This window comes from Pseudomonas sp. WAC2 (assembly GCF_030403525.1).
GTDB classification, from domain to species: Bacteria; Pseudomonadota; Gammaproteobacteria; order Pseudomonadales; family Pseudomonadaceae; genus Chryseomonas; species Chryseomonas luteola.
Map to the genome: position 1 here is coordinate 1 of NZ_JAUEPD010000006.1, position 23,891 is coordinate 23,891.

Genomic DNA, 23,891 nt, shown 5'->3' on the forward strand with positions numbered 1-23,891 from the left:
ACGTTGATGCTGCCGTATCGGCAATCGACGCGGCGATGGACACTATCAACGCCAAGCGCGCTGACCTGGGTGCGGTACAGAACCGTATGACCAGCACCATCTCCAACCTGCAGAACATCGCAGAAAATGCTACCTCCGCACGTAGCCGTGTGCAGGACGCTGACTTTGCTGCCGAAACGTCAGAAATGACCAAGCAGCAGACCCTGCAGCAGGCTTCGACCGCTGTTCTGGCCCAGGCTAACCAGCTGCCGAACGCTGTGCTCAAGCTGCTCAACTAATGAGTGTTTGATGCAAGAGAAAAGGGGGATGCGAAAGCATCCCCCTTTTTGTTTGTGTGTTTGGTTGCCGAAGTTTTCTGCCAGCGGCAGGGGCTCCAGAGAGCAGGGCACGGCATTTAGGCCGCTGGCGCTGCTGAACTTATCTTCTACCAGATCTCTGTCTTGCCGCCTTCTAAGAGCTTCTTAGACGCTCTTGTTTCAGTCAAATGACCTCTGTTGTGCTGTCTTACAAGGCTCATAAGTTGAGGTTATTAGTTGCTGAAGGCTAGTCATTTAATTGGCTTTTAAATAAGAAGTGTCAACTTTTCGAATAATTTGGTCGGCTGATTAATAAAGTAGGTTTCTTCTAAAGTAAATCAGTATAGAGCCGAAATAGAGAGTAACCAGTTTAGGCCATCTGTTATAAACAGGTGGGGTGGCGAAGTTAGCCAATTGCTTGGGAAACACTGAAGAAAATTCTCCTAAAGCAAATTGAGCAAACGCCGATAACTTAGACGTAGGTTCTCCAGGCCACTGAGGCAACTGCCAGGCCGGGGTATCAATCAAATGACTTTTGTGAGTATCTCATCATGGCTATGACCGTAAACACTAACGTTGCCTCCCTGTCCGTTCAGAAGAACCTGAACCGCGCTTCCGACAGCCTGAGCAACTCCATGCAGCGCCTGTCCTCTGGCCTGAAAATCAACAGCGCCAAAGACGATGCGGCTGGCCTGCAGATCGCCAACCGTCTGACCAGCCAGATCCGTGGTCTGAACGTTGCGGTCAAGAACGCCAACGACGGCATCTCCATCGCCCAGACTGCTGAAGGTGCTCTGCAAGAGTCCACCAACATTCTGCAGCGTATGCGCGAACTGGCCCTGCAGTCCCGTAACGACAGCAACAGCGAAAAAGACCGTACCGCTCTGAACGCTGAATTCACCGCGATGAGCGAAGAACTGACTCGTATCTCTACCACTACCAAGTTTGGTAAGGATACTGCCCTGCTGAACGGCGCTGGCAAGTTTGACTTCCAGGTAGGTGCCAACACGGGTACTAACGAAGTGATCAGCATCGACCTGGGCTCAGGTGGTTTTGGTGCCGATGCTCTGGGCGTAGGCTCTGCCATCAGCATCACCGGTGCCAACTCTGCTGCGCACACCAACGTTGATGCTGCCGTATCGGCAATCGACGCGGCGATGGACACTATCAACGCCAAGCGCGCTGACCTGGGTGCGGTACAGAACCGTATGACCAGCACCATCTCCAACCTGCAGAACATCGCAGAAAATGCTACCTCCGCACGTAGCCGTGTGCAGGACGCTGACTTTGCTGCCGAAACGTCAGAAATGACCAAGCAGCAGACCCTGCAGCAGGCTTCGACCGCTGTTCTGGCCCAGGCCAACCAGCTGCCGAACGCTGTGCTCAAGCTGCTCAACTAATGAGTGTTTGATGCAAGGGAAACGAGGGGATGCGAAAGCATCTCCTCGTTTTCTTGTTTGTGAGGTGATGGCATGGACATGAATGTCAGACTGAACACGGCTTACGCTCACAGCGGAAACGCCAGCAAAGCAAATACAGACTCCAGCGAAACTCAACTATCGAAGGATGTAACTTCGCCTAAGGCTGAAAAGACAAAGCCGGACGGCGAAACACTTGAGCAGGCTGTAAAAAGTATTCAAGAGTTTGTTGACTCGGTGCAGCGAAACCTTGAGTTCTCCATCGACGACAGTACCGGTGCGGTAGTCGTAAAGGTCATTGCCAAGGCAAGTGGTGAACTCATTCGGCAGTTGCCCTCGGAAGAAGCTCTCAAGCTGGCACAGAGCCTGAAGAGTGAAAATCCAGCATTAATTCAAGACAAGGTCTAGTGACTGGCCTGATTAATGCTTGGGCAATGATAACAGTGGCTACACAGTCAAAAGTTTGTTGAGGCGGGACTAATATGGCAGGCACATCAGTTAGCGGTATCGGTACGGGAATTGATACCAAATCTATCGTTACAGCTTTGGTCAATGCTGAAAAAGCACCGAAGCAAAACCAGATTGATACGCAAACCAAGAAGACCCAAACCACGCTTTCGGCTATTGGTAGCCTCAAAAGCGCTTTGGAGACCTTTCAATCAGCAATGAGCAAACTTAACACAACGTCTTCTTTCGTTGGTTTAAGTGCAAAATCGTCTGATGAAAAAATAGCCACGGTTACGTCAAGCAATAGCGCGGTAAATGGCTCTTACAAGCTTAACGTCAGTAATCTGGCCTCCAGCTCCAAAGTGGCGACGCAGGTCATGGCAACTGATGCCACAACCTCGGCTGCCGGTAAGCTGACCATTACTCAAGGCTCGGCCTCAGGTGCGGGAGCGTCATACGACATTGATATTCCGGCGGGAGCATCGCTTACGGGTGTACGTGACGCTATCAATCAGCAGCTGCAAACCAAGGGTATCACCGCCAACATCTTGAGTGACGCCAATGGTAGCCGTCTGGTATTGAGCTCGACGACTACAGGGGCAGGCACCGACTTGTCCATTTCCACTCAGGACAGCGCCCTGTCTTCCTTCCAGGTAGATGGCACCGTCCAAACCAAGGATGCTAACGGCAACTTGGTGAGCGGTTTTGTAGATGCACGACCCAAGGACGCCAGCTTTACGATTGACGGGTTGGCCATGACCAGCGCCAGCAATACGCTGGATAAAACGATTAGTGGCTTGACTGTAAACCTGGTAAGTACCGGTTCTTCTACAGTTGAAGTTTCCACCGACAAGGAAGGGCTTAAAAAATCTGTTCAGACCTTTGTGGATGCATACAATGCTCTGATAAGTACCACGAGCTCTCTGACTAAAGTATCTTCCACCGTCTCTTCTAGCTCGACCACCACTTCGGCTGCTGCTCTGACTGGTGATGCCACTGTTCGTAGTTTGCTCAGTGATATCCGTAATGAGCTGGTAAATACCCAGAGCTCAAGCTCTACAGGTATTAGCATGTTGTCTCAGCTGGGTATTATGACCAAGCAAGATGGTACGCTTGAGGTCAACAGCACGAAGTTGGACAAGGCGCTGACGGAGAACTACTCCGCCGTTTCCGGTTTCTTTACGGGCGATACGGGTATTCTGAAGCGTCTGGACGACAAAGTGGATAGTTATACAGCGTCAAAAGGAATCTTGGATAATAGGGAAACCAGCCTCCAGAGTACTTTGGACAGCTTGTCTGATCAGCAAGATGCCTTGGATTTGCGTATTGAAAACCTTCAAACTGCACTTAGTGCGAAATACAATGCCATGGACTCTTTGGTTGCTCAGTTGAACGCAACAAGCACTAGCGTGCTGACTACGCTAAATGCACTTAACAACAGAAAAGAGTAATTTCGCTTGATAATAAAAAACCCGGCTTGCCGGGTTTTTTATTATGCGGATTTTATAGTTTGAAGGGCTCTGGCATGCATAGTGCATGAGAGGTGATCAGAAGTGCGTCATCTCATATTGTTGACGCGCAATGATATATCTCTTCAGGGGTCATCATGATCAACGGCGAAACGATTGGTTGCGCAATAGTTACCTATAATCGACCAGACTCTTTTCTGAGGCTATATAACAGTATTCCTAAAGATAAGGTTGATTACTTTATTGTTGTGAATGACGGCAAGTATCATGCTGTTTTTGATAACATAGAGGTTGATGAATTTGTTCATCATGAAGTAAATAAAGGTGTTGGTGCATCCAAGAATGATGCGCTGTCACGTTTCATTGAGCGTGGGATTGATCATGTTTTTTTGATTGAAGATGATATTTATATAACGGATCACGCGGTTTTTGAAGAGTATATAAAAGCCTCAAAAATTAGTGGTATAGAGCATTTGAATTATAGTCAACATGGGGTCGCGAATAAGATTGGAAAGGCCATGCTGCCAAATCCGAAAGCAATCCTTGTTTATAGAGATATAAAAATTCCTTTATATGGTGGAATTGTAGGAGCTTTTTCCTATTACTCAAAGCGTTGCCTTGAAGCCGTTGGGCTGATGGACAGCCGTTATTACAATGCTTTAGAGCATGTTGATCATACTTATGAAATAATCAAGGCTGATTTACATCCTCCTTACTGGTATTTTGCTGATATTGATAAGTCTTGGGATTATTTTGGCGAAGATGAGTGGTCGCAAGAGCAATCCACTATTTCTGGTAAAGAAAGTCATTTAAAAATTGTCGAGGCAGCGGCTCAGGTTTTTATTGAAAAGCACGGCTGTACCCCAAAGCAGGTGCCTGATGTAGGCGTTATAGGTACTACTCAGGCGCTGAAAGGCTTAATGCAAAAAGCCGGCTTGATTAAAACAGATGAAGATTTTTATCAGTGCGTAAAAGTTGAGCGTACAAGCGAGTTCGACAATATAGGTGCTGATGCAGCTTTGAGGTTTTGGCTGTCACGGAGAGCACCAACGGTATTGTCATTAAAGCTTGTTGAGAAGAGCCTGCAAGAGAGTTACGGTGGACCAAGGTTTGGTGTTGTTGTTTTAGATCGTGACGGAAATATCAATAAGATAATTGAGACGTTACAGAGTTTGAATGACTGTTTCTACCAGAACTTCGATATCACCGTGTTATCTCCTTTGGATTTACCCAAGGATTCTGGCTCTGATGGTTTGCGTTTCATAAAACCAGAAGCTGGTTTTATCAATGATGCGAACCGTGAAATCGTTAATACACATTGTGATTGGATCCTGACGGTACAGGCTGGTGAGACGTTTACACCGTTCGGTTTGCTGACAATGGCCCAAGAGCTAATTGCTGTACCCGACTGTCAGGCTGTTTATGCCGATAGCCTTTATAAGGAGGAGGATGGTTCTCTTGCTGCAGCTGCGCTACGACCTGCATTTAGTCTGGATTATTTCTTGAGCTACCCTGGGGTTATGGCAACTCACTGGCTCATGAAAAAAGCGAAGTTCATCGAACTGGGCGGTTTCGACCCAGCATTTGATCAAGCCTATGAGTTCGATTTGCTGACGCGTTTCATTGAAAGCAATGGTTTGGCTGGCATTGGCCATGTCGATGAGGCGCTTTTAAGTGTAGAAAAGCCTGCGTTTGGCGCATCCTCTGAGGAACAAACTATCCTTGCACGTCATCTATTGAACCGTGGTTATGACCACGCTCGTGTTTTGAGCCTTGACGAGGGTCGTTATCGGCTTATTTATGGTCATGAAGCGCAGCCTCTTGTATCTATTGTAATTACTGCAAGAACGACCCAGGCTAGTTTGGAAAGATGTCTCGAAAGCTTGCTGTCTAGGACATCGTATGCTTATTTTGAACTTATGGTCGGAGCTGACAGAAGTTGCCCGAAGTCTACGGTTGGATGGTTGAATGAGTTGAAAAAACTTGCTTTGCCAAGACTTTCCATAAAGCTGTATGAAAAAAGTCTGGAGACAGCTGTTATCCAGAATCAGCTTTGCCGAGAAGCAAAGGGTGACTATATTCTATTGTTATCACCAGATATAGAAATTACTCAGTCTTCTTGGCTGGACGAGATGCTCAATCATGCATTAAGGCCAGAAGTAGGAATTGTCGGCGCTAAAGTTCTGTTTCCTACTGGATTAGTTCGTCATGCTGGAATGATTCTTGGTCTGCGTGGTCCGGTGGGCGCTGTGCATGTAGGTGAGTCAGCCAATGCATCAGGTTATATGGAGCGCTTGGTGACTGACCAGAACTATAGTGTGGTCAGTTCGGATTGTATGCTGATTAGACGCTCTGTCTATGAGCAAGTCGAAGGCCAGGATGAAGTCGTATTTAAGGCTGGTTACGCTGATCTGGATCTTTGCCTTAAGATTAAGGCAGAGGGCTATTTAACTGTCTGGACGCCCTACGCTTTGCTGACCCAATGGGGTGGCGATGACAATCGCAGCAATAACTATGATCAGTACCGCTCTTTACAGGCTGAGCGACATGCTCTGTATGAAAAGTGGCTTCCGCTATTGGCACGCGATACTGCGTATAACCAGAACCTTTCTCTGGATGGCTTTGGCTTCGAGTTGGCTTATGAGAAGGCGCGCGAGTGGAGCAAAATTGGTACAAGCTCTTTGCCAAGACTGTTAGTACACCCCTCCGATGCAGGAGGATGTGGACACTATCGGCATCGTCAGCCCTTTAGAGCCATGCAGGAAGCAATGCTTGTTGATGGCGCGATTGTTGATAAGGCGATGCTGTCCCCTGCGGAGCTTGAGCGTTTTGACCCAGATGTAATTTTGTATCAGCGGCAGTTTACACCTCAAGGCATCAATCAGATCGAAGAGGGCCGGTATGCGTTTTCAAAAGCCTTCCGTGTCATTGATATGGATGACTACTATGTAGATGTCCCTAAAAAGAGCATTCATAGAAATGCCATGCCCAAAGATGTGGACAAACTGATTCAGGTTGTTTTGGATAGAGTTGATCGCTTCGTTGCTTCAACAGCACCTTTGGCTGAAGCGTTCTCTAAGTATCACCGTGATATACGTGTGATGCCTAACTACTTACCAGTAGACTGGTGGGGTAACCTAAAGGCAGAGCGACGTATTGGACCTAAGCCACGTGTGGGTTGGATTGGCGGTACCAGCCATACAGGGGATCTAGAACTTCTTGCTGATGTGCTCAAGGAGTTGGCGGATGAGGTGGACTGGATCTTCATGGGTATGTGCCCTGAAAAACTGCGCCCCTATATCAAAGAGTTTCACAAGCCTGTGCCTATCGAACCTTATCCTGAAAAGATGGCTAGTTTGAATCTGGACTTGGCATTGGCACCTTTGGAACAGAATCGCTTTAACGAATGTAAAACGAATCTGCGTTTGCTGGAGTATGGGGCTTGTGGGTTCCCGGTCATCTGTACTGATATCGTGACCTTCCGTTCTGGCTTGCCCGTAACATTCGTGCAAAACGAGACAAAGGCCTGGGTGGATGCCATTCGCATGCATCTGTCCGATATGGATGCTACGGCCAAGGCGGGTGACGCGCTTCGTGAAGCGGTCCTGAGGGACTGGATGCTGAATGGTAGTCGTCTTGAAGCATGGCGCGATGCGTGGCTACCTGACTGATCATTAGGGTGCTGTTCATGCTGGGCATAAAGAGTGGTCTACCTGCTCTTTATGTCCAGCCATTTACGTCTGCCGATAGCCACTTGATTCTAGTTGTCAGCAAAAGTTCGCATCTTCTTTTAAAGCTTTCGCGTTTAAGGCCGACATTATCTACATCAAATTTATACGTGAGGAATTCATTCCATGTATACGCAATCGGCCATGCGCCACTATCAGCAGGTCAGCACTCAGGCTCAAGTATTGGAAGCGAGCCCCCATCGACTCATCCAGATGTTGATGGAAGGTGGTTTGTCGCGGCTCGCGCAGGCTAAAGGTGCCATGAGTCGCGGCCAGATCGCGGAAAAAGGGGTTCTGATTGGCAAGGCCATCGATATCATTGGCGGCCTTCGAGAGGCTTTGGATCCCGAAAAGGGCGGACAGATCGCCAGTAACCTAAACGAACTTTATGTATACATGACAACCAGTCTGATCGAGGCAAACCGTAAGAACGATATGGCCAAGATTGATGAAGTTGCCAAGCTTCTGCGTACCATCAAAGAGGGTTGGGACGGTATCGCACCCGCAGCCTGAGAGCATTGGAGATCGGGTTATGTCACTGGCAATCAAACGAATAGACGAGACGCGGGAAGCCTTGGCTGCCGCGCTCGATAATCAAGACTGGGATGCCATAGGGCCGCTGGACTTTGCCTGCCGCCTTTATATAGATGAGGCAATGCAAGAGCAGCCGCGTAATGATTATGCTTTACGTTTAAGTTTGGAGCAGTTATTGGCTTTTTATGGAAAGCTAATATACGCAAGTCGTATGCAACGTAATGAAGTTGCAAAAGAAGCGTCTCGCATGAAGCGTTCTAAGAAAGCGGCCAATGTTTACAAGTTATTTGGCTAAGAATACGACCAGCGGAATAAATTTAAAGTAAGAAAAACACGTCATAAAATTGACTCTGTTCCCACTTTTGACTTTACTAGGGCTATGCCTGTTAGTGGTCTTTGGCGGAAAGGGAATAATTGAAGATGTGGCGTGAAACTAAAATCCTCCTGATAGAAGATGACGCGAAGCGTCGCCACGATCTTGCCGTCATTCTGGCCTTTCTAGGCGAAGAGCATGTCGCCTGTACGAGCGCTGATTGGGAGCAGGCTGTCGAGTCGTTTGAAAGTAGTCGAGCGGTACTGTGTGTTTTGCTGGGCCAGATCGACGCGCAGGGGGGGAGCGTCGAGCTGCTAAAAAAGCTTGCAGCGTTTGACGAGGTCCTCCCTATTCTATTGCTGGGTGCTGTCACGTACAGCGACTGGCCGGATGATGTCCGGCGGCGCATCCTGGCGACCTTAGCGGTTCCGGTTAAATACAACCAGCTGCTCGACTCGCTCCATCGCGCTCAGGTCTATCGAGATATGTATGATCAGGCGCGAGACCGCGGACGCCAGCGTGAGCCCAATCTTTTCCGTAGTCTGGTCGGCACTAGCCGCGCCATTCAGGGCGTGCGGAAGATGATGCAGCAAGTCGCGGATACCGAAGCCAGTGTCTTGATTCTCGGTGAGTCAGGTACAGGTAAGGAGGTTGTTGCGCGCAACCTGCATTTCCATTCAAAACGTAAAGACGGCCCTTTTGTTCCAGTGAACTGCGGCGCTATTCCGGCTGAATTGCTGGAAAGTGAGCTGTTCGGTCATGAGAAGGGTGCGTTTACTGGTGCCATTACCAACCGCGCCGGGCGGTTCGAGCTGGCCAACACCGGTACGCTGTTTCTGGACGAGATCGGCGATATGCCTCTCAACATGCAGGTCAAGTTATTGCGTGTGTTGCAGGAGCGTACCTACGAGCGTGTGGGCAGTAACAAGACTCAAACAGTCGATGTGCGCATCATTGCAGCAACTCACAAGAATCTCGAGAAGATGATCGAGGAGGGGTCCTTCCGTGAGGACTTGTTCTATCGTCTTAACGTTTTTCCGATCGATATGCCGCCCCTGCGGGATCGTGCAGAAGATATTCCGCTGCTCATCAATGAGTTGATTTCCCGTATGGAGCATGAAAAGCGCGGCTCCATCCGCTTTAACTCGGCGGCTATCATGTCGCTGTGCCGGCACAGCTGGCCGGGTAACGTGCGTGAGCTTGCTAATCTGGTTGAGCGACTGGCGATCATGCATCCCTATGGCGTTATCGGTGTAGCTGAGCTGCCACAGAAATTCCGTTACGTAGAAGATGAAAACGACGCAATGACCACGTCCTTGCGTGAAGAACTTGAAGAGCGGGAAGCGGTAGCGCTAGCCAGTCTTCCGGGTCCGGCAGCATCCTCTGCACTACTGCCGTCAGAAGGGCTGGATCTCAAGGATTATCTGGCGAATCTTGAGCAAAGCCTTATCCAGCAAGCCCTTGATGATGCTGGCGGTGTGGTCGCTCGGGCGGCCGAGCGCTTGCGTATCAGGCGTACTACCCTAGTCGAAAAGATGCGCAAGTATGGTATGGGTCGCCGTGAGGACGAACTGGCGGATGAGGAGTAACGCTTGCCTCTGAGGCGGCTCTACTAACGGCACGCAGCTTGCACACTCTCTGTTTGGTGACGACTTCCTGTCATTAAACAGAGAGTACCGCATGAGTTCATCTGTAACGCCGGTTCCTTCTAATACGCCTTCTACGGATGACGTCAGACGAACACTTGAGCAGGCTAGTGTTCTGTTTGAACCTATCTCCGATCTGTTCAATGAGCCGTATGGCTGGCTTGAAAATCGTCTATCTGATTTGAAGGGTGAGCTTGCACGTGAAACCGCCCAGCGTGTTCGGGAGTTGGCGGAGAAGGAGCGGTTGGCTAATCGATTGCAAAGCCTTCTCGATATCCTTCCGGCGGGCATCATCATTCTGGATGGGCAGGGCGTTGTCTGCGAGGCCAATCCTATTGCAGTCGCTCTACTAGGCGAGCCGCTGGTAGGGACGCTTTGGCGGGACGTTATCGGTCGCTGCTTCGCGCCTCGCAAAGATGATGGGCATGAGGTATCACTCAAAAGTGGTCGTCGGGTGTCATTGGCGACACGCTCGCTGGACGGTGAACCCGGTCAGCTCATCATGCTGAGCGATATGACTGAAACGCGCCGCCTTCAAGAGCAGCTGGCCCGCCATGAGCGCTTATCCTCCATGGGGCGCATGGTTGCTTCGCTTGCGCATCAAATTCGTACACCTTTATCTGCCGCCATGTTGTATGCAGGTCACCTGTCTGAGCGATCCCTGCCATTCGAGCAGCAGCAACGATTTGCCGGCCGACTCAAAGATCGCCTCCATGAGCTTGAGAACCAGGTTCAGGATATGTTGATCTTTGCGCGCGGTGAGCTGCCGCTCAATGACCGAGTTTCTCCCGTTCAGTTGTTCGCTGCCATCCAATCAATTGCCAATCCCTACCTGGAAGATCTGCAATTGCGATGGCAATGCGATGCATTTGTAGGAGAAGTGCTTTGTAACCGGGACACATTTGTAGGTGCAGTCATGAATGTTGTCCATAACGCTGTGCAGGCCGCAGGCAAGACCGCGCGGTACAAGATTCACGCGTACGCCAGGCAGGACACCCTGATGTTGTCCATCAGCGACAGCGGCCCCGGTATGACCGTTGAAACAGTAAAGCGGCTTGGCGAGCCATTTTTCACCACCAAACCCATGGGAACCGGCCTTGGCATGACTGTAGCCAGGACCGTAGCCAAGGCTCACCACGGCGACCTGTTGATTCGCTCCAGGCCAGGCAGGGGAACCTGTATGACATTTGTCTTGCCGCTTCATGGACCGCGATTGGTGCTGATGGGGAATCCCCTATGAGCGCTCGTATTCTGTTGGTAGAAGACGATGCAGCCCTGCGCGAAGCACTGGAGGATACGCTAGAGATCGGTGGCTTCGACTTCGACTCGGTCGACAGTGCAGAGTCTGCACTGGTAGCACTGGGTCAGAGCGCTTATGGGCTGGTCATCAGTGATGTGAACATGGGCGGTATGGATGGTCATCAGCTCATGGCATGTATTCAGCAGAGACAATGGCATGTACCGGTCCTACTGATGACCGCGTTTGGCTCCATTCAGCGTGCGGTGGATGCTATGCGGCAAGGCGCTGTGGATTATCTGGTCAAGCCATTCGACCCTCGGGTGCTGCTGGAGCGAGTCGAGCGTTATGTAAGTCATTCAGCCGCTGATGAACAAGACAGTCCTGTTGCCCAGGAGCCGGCAAGTCGTCAGCTCCTGGCCTTGGCGGCCCGGGTTGCAAAAAGTGACTCAACCGTGCTGATTTCTGGCGAATCCGGTACAGGGAAAGAAGTATTGGCTCGTTATATCCATCTGCAATCAACGCGTACAGCCGGACCTTTTGTAGCCATCAACTGCGCAGCCATCCCGGATAACATGCTTGAAGCCACCTTGTTTGGTCATGAGAAGGGCGCTTTTACCGGTGCCATCGCTTCACAGCCAGGCAAGTTCGAGTTGGCTGATGGTGGCACTATCCTGCTGGATGAAGTATCCGAGATGCCGCTAGGGTTACAGGCCAAACTTCTGCGGGTGCTTCAAGAGCGAGAAGTAGAGCGTGTTGGTGCGCGCAAACCCAAGCAGGTGGATATTCGAGTGTTGGCAACCACTAACCGGGACCTTTCTTCTGAAGTAGCCGCCGGGCGCTTTCGAGAAGACCTGTATTATCGACTGTCTGTTTTTCCCCTGGCATGGCGACCGCTTCGTGAGCGCCCTGCAGATATTCTGCCGCTTGCGGAGCGACTTTTGAAAAAGCATGCCGCCAGGGCAGGGCAGAGCGGCATTGTATTTTCGGAAGGGGCTGCCAGGCTGCTTCAGCACTACGGTTGGCCGGGAAATGTTCGTGAATTGGATAATGCAGTTCAGCGAGCCTTGATTCTGCAGCAGGCGGGTACCATTGAGCCTGAAGACTTATGCCTTGACAGTGCTCCCGGATTTTTTGCGCGTGATATCGCCCCGCCAGAGGCTGCAGTCAAAGCGCCTTTAAGTTCTACCGCTCTTGATGAAACACTAACTGCGGGAGCGTTGGGGGATGACCTGCGTCGCCGTGAATTCGAGGTCATCATGGAAACGTTACGTGCTGAGCGAGGAAGGCGTAAGGAAGCGGCTGATCGGCTGGGTATCAGTGCACGCACCCTGCGTTACAAGCTTGCACAGATGCGTGAGGCCGGTATTGATATCGAAGCCTATCTCTATGCCAGCTAGACCCCGGCCATGAGCCGGGGTCAAAGGCGTCAATCACTAGAGCTCAGGTCCATCTCTTTGTACCGAACCAGTCGGCTGCGGTGCTTGAAGCGGTAGCCCAGCCAGATCAGCAGGAACAGAGGAATGCTGATGTAGGTTGCTGCCAGACCTGCCCAGTCGATCTGCTCGCCAATCAGTGCCGTGTAGTTCTGCCCCATGGTAATGAATAGGCACAAAGCGAATGCAAGCAGCGGCCCGAAGGGGAAGAGTTTAGCGCGGTAGGGCAGGTCTTCGAGTCTTCCACCCTGAGCGACATAGCCTTTGCGGAATCGATAATGGGAAATGGCAATACCCAGCCAGGCAATGAAGCCACACATGCCTGAGGTATTCAGAAGCCAGGTATAAAGCACCTTATCGCCAACAATCGAAGTCAAAAAGCACAGGGCGCCTACCAGTGTAGTCGCGTACAGAGCATTACGTGGAATGCCGTTTCGCGAGACCTTGGCAAACAGACGGGGGGCTTTACCCTGCTCGGCCAGGCTAAACAGCATGCGCGTCGAGGCGTACATGCCAGAAGTTCCGGCAGACAGAATGGCAGAAAGAATGACAGCATTCATGACGCCAGCTGCAGCAGCGAAGCCTGCACGTTCAAACAGCAGCGTAAACGGGGAAACGCTAATATCACTGGCTTCGTTTTGCAGCAAGCGTGGGTCGGTATAAGGGATCAGCATGGCAATCACAAAGATCGCCAGAATGTAGAACATCAGAATGCGCCAGAAAACCTGACGGATAGCGATCGGAATGTTCTTTTTCGGATTTTCGGACTCACCTGCTGCCACGCCAATTAGCTCGGTTCCCTGGAAGGAAAAGCCTGCAATCATGGCCACACCTACCATGGCCTGAAGACCACCCACGAAAGGCGCTTCACCAAGCGTGAAGTTGGAGAAACCCGGGGCTTCAACGCCGTGCATGATGCCGAAGATGCTGGCGAGGCCAATGCCAATAAAGATAACTACCGTCAGTACCTTGATCAAGGCAAACCAGAATTCGCTTTCTCCAAATCCGCGCGCTGAAAAGACATTGAGCAGAAACATCAAGGCAAGAAAGCCCGCGCTCCAGATGATTCCGGGAACATCCGGAAACCAGAAGCTCATGATCAGCTGCGCAGCGACAAGCTCGGCTGCAATCGTCACCGCCCAGTTATACCAATAGTTCCAACCCAGGGCGAAGCCAAAACCATCTTCAACGAAGCGGCTTCCATAGGTGCTAAAGGAACCTGAGACGGGCATATAGGCCGCCATCTCGCCGAGGCTCGTCATGAGGAAATACACCATTAGACCAATCAGGGCATAGGCGAGCAGGGCACCACCAGGACCTGCTGAGGCGATGGTCGCGCCTGACGCAACGAAAAGTCCTGTGCCGATCGAGCCCCCAATGGCAATCATGTTCAGATGCCTGGGTTTTAGTACCCGGTTCAGGTGGGGCTTTTCCGCCGTGGTGGCTTGCTCTGCTGTAGATTGCCCCTGCGAGGCGGTCGGTTGTTCCGGAGGGAGGGAGACGGCAGTCATAAACAAAAGGTCCAACTAGGGCAGCAAGGGTCTGGTGATAGGTTCCAGACTCGGATAGTGCTCACCGGTATTGCCAGTGAAGGGTTTTACAGTGCAGGCGACTGGCTATGGCAGCACCTGATTGCAAAGCAGAGTTTGCAAAAAGGGCGGGAGTGTACAGTAAAAGGAAAACACGGGGCGCTTGATCGCCATTGAATTTCTGCATGAACGCTACCGCATGAAGCCTGGCTGCGCCCATAAAAAAACCCAGCCACTGGCTGGGTTTTGAATTTGGCTCCGCGACCTGGACTCGAACCAGGGACCCAATGATTAACAGTCATTTGCTCTACCGACTGAGCTATCGCGGAACAACGAAACGTATCTTACTGATTGCTAAGGAGAAGTCAACACTTCTCCTTAGACAAAAAACACGCTTAGAGAACTTCGGCGATAGCCTTGATAACCGCGTCCAGATTGTTCCTGTTCAGTGCCGCTACACAGATTCTGCCAGTTCCTACCGCGTAGATACCAAACTCAGCTTTCAGGCGATCAACTTGGTCGGTCGTCAGCCCTGAATAAGAGAACATGCCGCGCTGTTCATTGACGAAGCTGAAATCGCGTTTGGCACCGGCTGCACTGAGCCCTTCCACCAGGGCGTGGCGCATGCTACGAATGCGATCACGCATTTCTGCCAGTTCGGCCTCCCACATTGCGCGTAGCTCTGGATCGCGCAGAACAGTCGCAACGATCGTGGCACCGTGCGTCGGCGGATTGGAGTAATTGGTGCGTACCACACGCTTGACTTGCGACAGCACTCGAGCGGTTTCCTCGCGATCGGCCGTTACGATCGAAAGTGCGCCGACGCGCTCGCCATAGAGAGAAAATGATTTTGAGAACGAGCTAGAAACGAAAAAGGTCAGACCTGATTCGGCAAACAGGCGGACAGCTGCAGCATCTTCCTCGATGCCATCGCCAAATCCCTGATAAGCGATATCCAGGAAGGGCACGTGCTCGCGCGTCTTGATGACTTCCAGCACTTCCTTCCAGTCGTCCAACTGCAGATCGACACCGGTCGGGTTATGGCAGCATGCATGCAATACCACAATGGAATGCGGAGGAAGGGCGTTAAGGTCTTCCAGCAGGCCGCCGCGGTTCAGGCCATTCGTGGCAGCATGGTAGTAGCGATAGTTTTGTACAGGGAAGCCTGCCGCCTCGAATAGGGCACGATGGTTCTCCCAGCTCGGATCACTGATGGCTACCGTAGCATCAGGCAGGAGACGCTTGAGAAAATCAGCGCCAACCTTTAATGCACCGGTTCCACCCAATGCCTGAATGGTAGCAACACGGCCTTCACTGATCACTGGAGAGCCCTGACCGAACAGCAGGGTTTGCACTGCTTCGTCATAAGCGGCAATACCGTCAATGGGCAGGTATCCACGCGGCGCGCGGGCTACAATGCGTTTCTTTTCCGCTTCTTCCACGGCGCGTAGCAGGGGGATGCGGCCCTGCTCGTCGTAATAGACACCAACGCCCAGGTTAACCTTGGTAGGGCGGGCATCGGCATTGAAGGCTTCGTTTAGGCCCAGGATTGGATCGCGGGCAGCCATTTCGACGGCAGAGAACAAACTCATTGTGCGCAAGCTCGATTTAGAAGAATGAAAACACGCACAAGACCCGATTGCCGTTGTGCGCAAGCGGGGTGACAGTATAGCGGGCATCGTCTGTCGGGGCGACAAAAAACAGGTTCCGCCTGGCAGTAACTAGACTAATGTTCAATGCTTGAAAAATATGCTGTCAGGACGCATCTAAAAGAGTCTGGATAGCAATGTCATTCCAGGAGTACAGACAACGAAACGCTGAATTCGTGTTGGTTATTTGGGGTGCATCTCGGGCAGGATGGCTCTTTGCATCTCCTCTTGAGGAAGCTCATGTCTGCATTTCAATTGTCTACACGTTATACCCCGGCTGGTGATCAGCCGGAGGCGATTCGCCAGATGGTCGAAGGGATCAATGCTGGCCTGTCACATCAAACCTTGCTGGGTGTGACCGGTTCGGGCAAAACCTTCAGTATCGCCAACGTCATCGCTCAGATTCAGCGACCCACGATCGTATTGGCGCCCAATAAAACATTGGCGGCTCAGCTGTACGGCGAATTCAAGGCCTTTTTTCCTGATAATGCCGTCGAGTACTTCGTCTCTTACTATGACTACTATCAGCCAGAAGCCTATGTGCCTTCCTCGGATACCTTTATCGAGAAGGATTCGTCTATCAACGACCACATTGAGCAGATGCGACTGTCGGCAACCAAGGCATTATTGGAGCGCCGTGATGCAATCATCGTAGCGTCAGTATCCTCCATCTACGGCCTGGGCGATCCCAAGGCTTACCTCAAGATGGTGCTGCATCTGGATCGCGGAGACCGTATCGACCAGCGCACGCTGCTACGGCGTCTGACTGAATTGCAGTATTCGCGCAACGATATGGAGTTCTCCCGTGCAACGTTTCGGGTGCGTGGTGATGTGATCGATATTTACCCGGCTGAGTCTGACCTTGAGGCTATTCGCGTAGAACTATTTGATGACGAGGTGGAAAATCTTTCTGCCTTCGATCCCTTGACGGGGGAGGTCATCAGAAAGCTGCCGCGTTTTACCTTCTATCCCAAGACGCATTACGCCACGCCACGCGATACGCTGCTTGAGGCCATTGAGCATATCAAGGCGGAGCTCAAGGATCGGCTGGAGTTCCTGCGTACGCAAAACCGCCTGCTTGAGGCGCAGCGACTTGAACAGCGAACCCGCTTTGATCTGGAAATGATCATGGAGCTGGGTTACTGCAATGGCATCGAAAACTACTCACGGTATCTGTCCGGGCGTGCTCCGGGTGAGCCGCCGCCAACCCTGTATGACTATCTACCTTCTGATGCGCTGCTGGTGATCGACGAATCTCACGTAACCGTGCCGCAGATAGGGGCAATGTTCAAAGGCGATCGCTCACGCAAAGAGACGCTGGTCGAGTATGGCTTCCGACTGCCTTCGGCTCTGGATAATCGCCCGCTGCGATTCGAGGAGTGGGAAGCGGGGAGTCCGCAAACCATATTTGTATCAGCAACGCCAGGGCCTTATGAAGCAGAGCATGCCGGCCGTGTTATTGAACAGGTGGTGCGCCCGACAGGCCTGGTCGATCCGGAGATTGAAATCCGCCCGGCAACGACACAGGTAGATGATCTGCTTTCTGAAATCCGCTTGCGAGTAGCCAAGGATGAGCGCGTTCTGGTGACAACCCTTACCAAGCGTATGGCTGAAGACCTGACGGACTATCTGGCCGATCATGATGTTCGGGTTCGCTATTTGCACTCTGACATCGATACGGTAGAGCGGGTAGAGATCATTCGCGATCTCCGAATGGGAACGTTCGATGTGCTCGTCGGTATCAACCTGCTCCGTGAGGGACTGGATATGCCGGAGGTTTCGCTGGTTGCGATCTTGGATGCTGACAAGGAAGGCTTCTTGCGTTCAGAGCGTTCTCTTATCCAGACGATTGGTCGTGCAGCACGTAACCTGAGCGGCAAGGCGATTCTCTATGCCGATTCGATGACAGGCTCCATGCAGCGTGCCATTGATGAAACAGAGCGGCGCCGAGCCAAGCAATTGGCCTTTAACGAGGCTAACGGCATTGTGCCCAAGGGAATCAAGAAGGATATCCGCGATATCATGGAAGGTGCGGCTGTTCCGGGTGCCCGCGGTAAGCGTCGTGCCGCCAAGGCAGCCGAGGACAGCGGTCGTTATGAGGCCGAGCTGCGTTCACCGGCAGATATCACCAAGCGGATCGCTCAGCTTGAAGAGCGTATGCTCAAGCTGGCGCGTGATCTGGAATTTGAAGCCGCAGCCAAACTGCGTGATGAAATCCAGCAACTGCGTGAGCGCCTCATGGCGGCTTGAGTGAGTGTCAAACACAAAGGCCCGGTCCTAAAGCCGGGCCTTTGTGTTTTCGGCGCTGGAAGCCAAGGCTTGCCCGCTGCTACCATCTCCTTTTGTATTGTTCTGTGTCGAGACCTCCCATGACCACTGTTCGCACGCGTATCGCACCGTCGCCTACTGGCGATCCCCATGTCGGTACCGCTTACATCGCCTTGTTCAATCTCTGCTTTGCTCGTCAGCATGGCGGTCAGTTCATCCTGCGTATCGAGGATACCGATCAGCTTCGCTCTACGCGTGAGTCTGAACAGCAGATCTATGATGCGCTACGTTGGCTGGGTATCGAATGGGACGAGGGTCCTGACGTAGGAGGTCCACATGGACCTTATCGTCAGAGTGAGCGGGGTGAGATTTATAAGAAGTACTCCGACGAGCTTGTCTCCAAGGGACATGCGTTCCCATGCTTCTGCTCGGCCGAGCGTCTTGATCAGGTGCGTGCCGAGCAGACGGCCCGCAAGGAAACGCCCCGTTATGATGGACACTGCATGCATATCGATCCTGCCGAGGCGCAGCGTCGTATTGCTGAGGGTAAGTCTCATGTCATACGAATGAAGGTGCCAACAGAAGGCATCTGCGTCGTGCCGGATATGCTGCGCGGCAATGTCGAAATTCCGTGGGACCGCATGGACATGCAGGTTCTAATGAAGGCAGACGGCTTGCCGACATACTTCCTGGCTAACGTGGTCGATGACCACCTGATGGGCATTACTCACGTTTTGCGTGGCGAAGAGTGGCTGCCTTCCGCACCCAAGCTCATCAAGCTGTACGAATACTTTGGCTGGGAGCAACCCGCACTGTGCTATATGCCGCTGCTGCGTAATCCAGACAAGAGCAAGCTTTCCAAGCGCAAGAACCCGACGTCCGTAACGTTCTATGAGCGTATGGGATATTTGCCCCAGGCCATGTTGAACTACTTGGGCCGGATGGGTTGGTCAATGCCGGACGAGCGTGAAAAGTTCACGTTGGCTGAGATGATCGAGCACTTCGATATCAATCGTATCTCGCTTGGCGGCCCTATTTTCGACATTGAAAAACTGACTTGGCTAAACGGACAGTGGATCCGTGAGCTGAGCGTGGAGGCATTTGCTGCCGAGGTTCAGAAATGGGCGCTCAACCCTGACTACCTGATGAAGATCGCGCCTCACGTACAAGGGCGTGTTGAAACCTTCAGTCAGATTGCACCGCTGGCCAGTTTCTTTTTTGCTGGCGCTTTGCCACTAGATGCGGGATTGTTTGCTCACAAGAAGCTTTCTCCAGATCAGGTGCGGCAGGTAATGCAGCTGATTCTCTGGAAGTTGGAATCGCTACGGCAGTGGACCAAGGATAATATTACGGCATGTATTCAAGGTGTGGCCGAGGGACTTGAGCTCAAGCTGCGAGACGTGATGCCATTGATGTTTGCAGCTATCACTGGACAGGCCAGCTCTGTCTCGGTCCTTGATGCTATGGAAATTCTTGGTCCCGACCTCACACGCTTCCGCTTGCGTCAGGCCATAGAGCTGCTCGGGGGAGTATCCAAGAAAGAAAACAAGGAGTGGGAAAAGCTCTTGGCTACCTTGGGGTAATAGAAAAGGGCGACGTGAGCAATTACGGCGCCCTTTTTTCTGGCCTTTTGAAGTGGCTGATTACCTTGCATCAAGGTGATGAGTATTACTCATGTAGATCGGTTGTTGTTGAGTAATCCTGTGCCTTGGGCTGGGTTCCCGTGGCTGCATGGTCTACCATGGCACCCATTCGTTTAATGGGTGCCGGGAGCCCGGCCATTATGAGGTTACAATGAGCTGCGATTTTCTAGCGCAAGCCCTGCCAGGCGTGCAGAAACTTTCACCTTATGTTCCAGGCAAGCCAGTCGATGAGTTGGCGCGCGAATTGGGACTGGATCCTCAGCGTATCGTCAAGTTGGCGAGCAATGAAAATCCATTAGGCCCGAGTCCCAAGGCAACTGAGGCGATAAGAGCCGAGCTGGCTGAGCTGACACGTTACCCGGATGGCAATGGGTTTGAGCTCAAGCAGAAAATTGCCAGTCGATGCGGCATCAATATCGATCAGATAACCTTAGGCAACGGTTCTAACGATATTCTCGAGTTGGTTGCACGCGCTTACCTAGCTCCTGGTCTTAATGCGGTATTTAGCGAGCATGCATTTGCCGTATATCCTCTGGTGACGCAGGCAATTGGTGCCGAAGGTCGTGCAGTTCCCGCGGTGAATTGGGGGCATGATCTGGATGCGATGCTCAAGGCTATCGACGAGCATACGCGAATCGTCTTTTTGGCTAATCCCAATAACCCAACAGGTACCTGGTTTGGTCCACGCGCTTTGGCGGCCTTTCTGAAGGCGGTACCCGAGAATGTGTTGGTGGTGCTTGATGAAGCCTATATTGAGTATGCCGAGGGAGACGAGTTGCCGGATGGTTTGAGCTATCTGGCGGGCCACTCCAATCTCCTGGTTTCACGTACATTCTCCAAGGCTTATGGCTTGGCCTCGTTACGGGTGGGGTATGCCATTTCCTCAGCGGAGATTGCGGATGTACTGAATCGCGTACGACAGCCTTTCAATGTCAACAGCCTTGCCTTGGTTGCAGCATGCGCGGCTATGGATGACGCTGATTACTTGGCCAAAAGTCGTCAGGTCAATGACGAGGGAATGGCTCAGTTTGAGCAGCGTTTTCAGCAGCTGGGACTTTCCTGGATTCCTTCTAAGGGAAACTTTATCGCCGTTGATCTCGGGCAACCGGCCGCGCCTGTTTATCAGGCATTGCTGCAAGAGGGTGTGATTGTCCGTCCGGTCGCTGGATACGGCATGCCAACATTCCTTCGTGTTTCTATTGGTACGAAAGAGGAAAACAGTCGTTTCCTTGAGGCGCTTGCCAAGGTGCTGGCTCGTGGTTGAATCGCAAAAGGTCCCCCTGTTTGGTCGTCTCGTCGTAGTAGGACTTGGACTGATTGGCGGCTCGTTTGCCAAGGGCATGAAGGAGAGCGGCCTGTTTCATGAAGTGGTCGGCGTAGATCGGGATAGAGAAACACGGCGTCTAGCGGTTGAGTTAGAGGTTGTTGATAGCGCTGAGGCAGAGCTGGCCGTTGCTTGTCAGAATGCAGACGTTATCCAGTTGGCGGTTCCCATTCTTGCCATGGAACGAGTCCTTGCAGAGCTTGCGGCTCTCGACATCGGCCAGGCTGTGCTGACCGATGTTGGGAGTGCAAAAGGTAGCGTTGCCCGGGCAGCCAGAAAGGCCTTTGCCGGCAAAGCGTTCCGCTTCGTCCCAGGGCATCCAATCGCTGGTTCTGAAAAGAGTGGTGTTACGGCGGCTAATGGTCAGCTATTCAAGCGGCACAAAGTCATTCTTACACCCCTTGATGAGGCGGATGCTGAGGCGCTTGCAAATATTGATCTACTTTGGCGGGCACTGGGTGCTGACGTTGAATACATGACGGTTGACCACCATGATGAGGTGTTGGCTGCAACCAGTCACTTGCCGCATCTGCTGGCTTTTACCCTGGTTGATTCGCTCGCCCAGCGTAGTGAGAACCTTGAGATATTTCGTTATGCCGCTGGTGGCTTTCGAGACTTCACCCGTATCGCTGGCAGTGATCCGGTCATGTGGCACGATATTTTTCTAGCCAACCGGGAAGCCGTACTGCGGACACTGGATACATTTCGTGACGACCTGGATGCATTGCGTCAGGCTGTCATTACACAGGATGGGCATCAGCTGCTGGGTGTCTTTACCCGCGCCCGGGTTGCCCGCGAGCATTTCGGCAAAATACTGGCCCGCCGGGCCTATGTGGACGCTATGCAAACTAAAGATCTTACCTATATCGCCAATCCTGGCGGCTCGTTGTCCGGACGCGTTCGAGTGCCCGGAGATAAGTCCATTTCGCATCGATCAATCATGCTGGGCTCCCTGGCGGATGGAACGACAGAGGTGGAAGGGTTCCTTGAGGGTGAGGATGCCCTCGCTACGCTGCAGGCGTTCCGTGATATGGGGGTCGTCATCGAGGGGCCCACCAATGGTCGTGTAACCATTCATGGTGTGGGATTGCATGGCCTCAAAGCGCCTGCAGGTCCGCTATACCTAGGAAATTCAGGCACCTCAATGCGACTGTTGTCCGGGATTCTTTCCGCTCAGGCATTTGATACCACCCTGACCGGTGATGCCTCGCTCTCCAAGCGCCCCATGAACCGGGTTGCCGATCCATTGCGGGAGATGGGGGCTGTTATCGAAACAGCAGAGCAGGGACGGCCACCGATGACCATTCGCGGCGGACAGAAGCTCAAAGGTATCCATTACGACATGCCCATGGCCAGCGCCCAGGTTAAGTCCTGCCTATTGCTGGCAGGCCTGTATGCCGAAGGGGAGACATCGGTTACTGAGCCTGCTCCGACGCGTGATCACACCGAGCGAATGTTGCAGGGGTTTGGTTATCCGGTGACGGTAGAAGGTAATGTGGCAAGAGTGCGCTCGGGCTCCACGCTCACTGCCAATCGTATCGAAGTACCTGCAGATATTTCCTCGGCAGCTTTTTTCCTGGTGGCCGGAAGCATTGCGGAAAACTCCGAGTTGGTTCTTGAACACGTGGGTATCAATCCTACTCGTACCGGGGTCATCGATATCCTGCGCCTGATGGGTGGCGACATTACGCTTGAGAATCAGCGTGAGGTAGGGGGAGAACCTGTAGCTGATCTGCGCGTCCGTTCAGCTACGTTGAAGGGAATCGAAATACCGGAAGCGTTGGTGCCGCTGGCAATTGATGAGTTCCCGGTTCTGTTTGTTGCCGCCAGTTGTGCTCAGGGGCGTACCGTTCTGCGAGGTGCGGAAGAGTTGCGTGTCAAGGAGTCTGACCGTATTCAGGTCATGGCCGATGGTTTGAAAGTACTGGGTGTAAGTGCTACTCCTACGCCTGATGGAATCGTGATCGAGGGCGGCTCCATGGGTGGCGGAGATGTGGAAAGTCATGGTGATCATCGCATCGCAATGGCGTTTAGTGTGGCCTCGCTGCGAGCGAGCGCACCGATACGAATCCGTGATTGTGCAAATGTTGCAACTTCCTTTCCCGGCTTTCTTGAACTGGCAGCTAAAGCTGGGATTCGTGTGAAAGAAGAGGCTTCCGTATGATGAGTACCGCTCCGGTTATTACAGTCGATGGGCCTGGAGGCTCTGGGAAGGGCACTATCGCGGCACTTCTTTCCCGCCGTCTGGGCTGGAATCTACTGGACTCCGGAGCGCTTTATCGCCTGCTGGCCTTCGCAGCGCGCAACCATGGCGTTGACCTGACGAATGAAGAGTCACTCAAGGCGTTGGCGGCGTATCTGGACGTGCAATTCCAGGCTGGGCATGAGCATGGTCAGCGCATTGTCCTAGAGGGGGAGGATGTTACCGACTTCATTCGAACCGAAGATATCGGGGCAGGCGCTTCACAGGTGGCGATCCTGCCGGCTGTACGTGAAGCGTTGTTGCAGCGACAGAAAGCCTTTCGCGAGGCGCCTGGCCTTATTGCGGATGGTCGGGATATGGGAACCGTGGTTTTCCCAGATGCGGAATTAAAGATATTTCTGACCGCTAGCGCCGAAGAACGCGCCAGACGGCGCTATCTTCAGTTGAAGAAAAAGGGCGAAAGTGTTACTTTGCCGGGTCTCCTCGAAGAGATTCGTGAGCGCGACGAGCGTGATACTCAGCGCACCGTCGCTCCACTCAAGCCGGCAGATGATGCCATTGTCCTGGATTCGACGAATCTCTCGATTGAACAAGTGCTCGACCACATCCTCGCATTGGCCGCCGAGCGTGACCTGGCAGGATGACAGCCAAACTATCCTATCCTGGGATATTTGGTGAAGGCAGGCAGGAACCAGTCTCAACCTGTCTGCTGGATATTGATAACGAACCCCGCATTGGCTGGTGATGCGGT

General features: G+C 52.3%; 17 protein-coding genes and 1 tRNA gene. 15 read left to right on the forward strand and 3 right to left on the reverse strand.

Annotation, left to right across the window (positions count from 1 at the left end):
- From QWJ10_RS13955 to QWJ10_RS14000, 10 genes are all read left to right on the forward strand, one after another.
- The coding region (locus QWJ10_RS13955) for a flagellin (RefSeq protein WP_289927265.1) at positions 1 to 278 on the forward strand (278 nt) is incomplete at its 5' end.
- 569 nt (positions 279 to 847) lie between these two features.
- Entirely contained in the window at positions 848 to 1,696 is an 849-nt protein-coding gene (locus QWJ10_RS13960) for a flagellin domain-containing protein (RefSeq protein WP_289927267.1), read from the forward strand.
- A 72-nt stretch (positions 1,697 to 1,768) separates the two neighbouring features.
- Positions 1,769 to 2,122, forward strand: coding sequence for a flagellar protein FlaG (locus tag QWJ10_RS13965; RefSeq protein WP_289927269.1), 354 nt, complete (start codon positions 1,769 to 1,771; stop codon positions 2,120 to 2,122).
- Positions 2,123 to 2,196: 74 nt separating this feature from the next.
- On the forward strand, positions 2,197 to 3,612 hold the full coding sequence (gene fliD, locus QWJ10_RS13970; protein ID WP_289927271.1) for a flagellar filament capping protein FliD: 1,416 nt from the start codon (positions 2,197 to 2,199) through the stop codon (positions 3,610 to 3,612).
- Between the two features lie 155 nt (positions 3,613 to 3,767).
- A complete protein-coding gene (locus tag QWJ10_RS13975) occupies positions 3,768 to 7,301 on the forward strand; it encodes a glycosyltransferase (RefSeq protein ID WP_289927273.1) in 3,534 nt (1,177 codons plus the stop codon).
- A gap of 183 nt (positions 7,302 to 7,484) precedes the next feature.
- Positions 7,485 to 7,871 carry a flagellar export chaperone FliS gene (gene fliS, locus QWJ10_RS13980; protein WP_286788745.1) on the forward strand — a complete coding sequence of 129 codons (387 nt, stop codon included), beginning with the start codon at positions 7,485 to 7,487 and terminating at the stop codon, positions 7,869 to 7,871.
- 19 nt (positions 7,872 to 7,890) lie between these two features.
- Positions 7,891 to 8,187 (forward strand): flagellar protein FliT, encoded by a 297-nt coding sequence (locus QWJ10_RS13985; RefSeq protein WP_074825197.1) that lies wholly within the window; start codon positions 7,891 to 7,893, stop codon positions 8,185 to 8,187.
- Between the two features lie 125 nt (positions 8,188 to 8,312).
- Positions 8,313 to 9,794: a sigma-54 dependent transcriptional regulator gene (locus QWJ10_RS13990; protein ID WP_019365174.1), complete on the forward strand. Its 1,482-nt coding sequence runs from the start codon at positions 8,313 to 8,315 to the stop codon at positions 9,792 to 9,794.
- A 91-nt stretch (positions 9,795 to 9,885) separates the two neighbouring features.
- Positions 9,886 to 11,091, forward strand: a complete 1,206-nt coding sequence (locus QWJ10_RS13995) for an ATP-binding protein (protein WP_289927282.1) — start codon at positions 9,886 to 9,888, stop codon at positions 11,089 to 11,091.
- Complete coding sequence (locus QWJ10_RS14000) at positions 11,088 to 12,488, forward strand: sigma-54 dependent transcriptional regulator (protein ID WP_289927284.1); 1,401 nt, start codon at positions 11,088 to 11,090, stop codon at positions 12,486 to 12,488. Before QWJ10_RS13995 ends, QWJ10_RS14000 begins: the two co-directional genes overlap by 4 nt.
- A 29-nt stretch (positions 12,489 to 12,517) precedes the next feature.
- Here QWJ10_RS14000 and QWJ10_RS14005 read toward each other — a convergent pair whose 3' ends face one another.
- From QWJ10_RS14005 to QWJ10_RS14015, 3 genes are all read right to left on the reverse strand, one after another.
- Positions 12,518 to 14,035, reverse strand: coding sequence for an amino acid permease (locus QWJ10_RS14005; RefSeq protein ID WP_010797895.1), 1,518 nt, complete (start codon positions 14,033 to 14,035; stop codon positions 12,518 to 12,520).
- Positions 14,036 to 14,306: 271 nt separating this feature from the next.
- Positions 14,307 to 14,382 (reverse strand) — tRNA-Asn (locus tag QWJ10_RS14010).
- A 66-nt stretch (positions 14,383 to 14,448) separates the two neighbouring features.
- The gene (locus QWJ10_RS14015) at positions 14,449 to 15,645 is read right to left on the reverse strand and encodes an amino acid aminotransferase (RefSeq protein ID WP_289927289.1); all 1,197 of its coding nucleotides are present in this window, start codon (positions 15,643 to 15,645) and stop codon (positions 14,449 to 14,451) included.
- 297 nt (positions 15,646 to 15,942) lie between these two features.
- Between QWJ10_RS14015 and uvrB the strand changes: the two genes are divergently transcribed.
- From uvrB to cmk, 5 genes are all read left to right on the forward strand, one after another.
- Entirely contained in the window at positions 15,943 to 17,952 is a 2,010-nt protein-coding gene (uvrB, locus tag QWJ10_RS14020; protein WP_289927291.1) for an excinuclease ABC subunit UvrB, read from the forward strand.
- 119 nt (positions 17,953 to 18,071) lie between these two features.
- On the forward strand, positions 18,072 to 19,553 hold the full coding sequence (gene gltX, locus QWJ10_RS14025; protein ID WP_289927294.1) for a glutamate--tRNA ligase: 1,482 nt from the start codon (positions 18,072 to 18,074) through the stop codon (positions 19,551 to 19,553).
- A gap of 211 nt (positions 19,554 to 19,764) precedes the next feature.
- Positions 19,765 to 20,877, forward strand: a complete 1,113-nt coding sequence (hisC, locus tag QWJ10_RS14030; protein ID WP_289927295.1) for a histidinol-phosphate transaminase — start codon at positions 19,765 to 19,767, stop codon at positions 20,875 to 20,877.
- A 16-nt stretch (positions 20,878 to 20,893) separates the two neighbouring features.
- Positions 20,894 to 23,101 (forward strand): bifunctional prephenate dehydrogenase/3-phosphoshikimate 1-carboxyvinyltransferase, encoded by a 2,208-nt coding sequence (locus QWJ10_RS14035; protein ID WP_289927811.1) that lies wholly within the window; start codon positions 20,894 to 20,896, stop codon positions 23,099 to 23,101.
- On the forward strand, positions 23,098 to 23,784 hold the full coding sequence (gene cmk, locus QWJ10_RS14040; RefSeq protein ID WP_074825215.1) for a (d)CMP kinase: 687 nt from the start codon (positions 23,098 to 23,100) through the stop codon (positions 23,782 to 23,784). The genes QWJ10_RS14035 and cmk overlap by 4 nt, the downstream gene beginning before the upstream one ends.
- The last annotated feature ends 107 nt before the right edge of the window (positions 23,785 to 23,891 follow it).

Excerpts from the sequence above, each read along its gene's own strand:
- QWJ10_RS14000 (WP_289927284.1), top strand. The coding sequence starts at position 11,088 with ATGAGCGCTCGTATTCTGTTGGTAGAAGACGATGCAGCCCTGCGCGAA.
- QWJ10_RS13990 (WP_019365174.1), top strand. The coding sequence starts at position 8,313 with ATGTGGCGTGAAACTAAAATCCTCCTGATAGAAGATGACGCGAAGCGT.
- QWJ10_RS13985 (WP_074825197.1), top strand. The coding sequence starts at position 7,891 with ATGTCACTGGCAATCAAACGAATAGACGAGACGCGGGAAGCCTTGGCT.
- hisC (WP_289927295.1), top strand. The coding sequence starts at position 19,765 with ATGAGCTGCGATTTTCTAGCGCAAGCCCTGCCAGGCGTGCAGAAACTT.
- QWJ10_RS13960 (WP_289927267.1), top strand. The coding sequence starts at position 848 with ATGGCTATGACCGTAAACACTAACGTTGCCTCCCTGTCCGTTCAGAAG.
- QWJ10_RS14005 (WP_010797895.1), bottom strand. The coding sequence starts at position 14,035 with ATGACTGCCGTCTCCCTCCCTCCGGAACAACCGACCGCCTCGCAGGGG.
- uvrB (WP_289927291.1), top strand. The coding sequence starts at position 15,943 with ATGTCTGCATTTCAATTGTCTACACGTTATACCCCGGCTGGTGATCAG.
- fliS (WP_286788745.1), top strand. The coding sequence starts at position 7,485 with ATGTATACGCAATCGGCCATGCGCCACTATCAGCAGGTCAGCACTCAG.
- QWJ10_RS13965 (WP_289927269.1), top strand. The coding sequence starts at position 1,769 with ATGGACATGAATGTCAGACTGAACACGGCTTACGCTCACAGCGGAAAC.
- cmk (WP_074825215.1), top strand. The coding sequence starts at position 23,098 with ATGATGAGTACCGCTCCGGTTATTACAGTCGATGGGCCTGGAGGCTCT.
- QWJ10_RS14015 (WP_289927289.1), bottom strand. The coding sequence starts at position 15,645 with ATGAGTTTGTTCTCTGCCGTCGAAATGGCTGCCCGCGATCCAATCCTG.
- QWJ10_RS13975 (WP_289927273.1), top strand. The coding sequence starts at position 3,768 with ATGATCAACGGCGAAACGATTGGTTGCGCAATAGTTACCTATAATCGA.
- fliD (WP_289927271.1), top strand. The coding sequence starts at position 2,197 with ATGGCAGGCACATCAGTTAGCGGTATCGGTACGGGAATTGATACCAAA.
- gltX (WP_289927294.1), top strand. The coding sequence starts at position 18,072 with ATGACCACTGTTCGCACGCGTATCGCACCGTCGCCTACTGGCGATCCC.
- QWJ10_RS13995 (WP_289927282.1), top strand. The coding sequence starts at position 9,886 with ATGAGTTCATCTGTAACGCCGGTTCCTTCTAATACGCCTTCTACGGAT.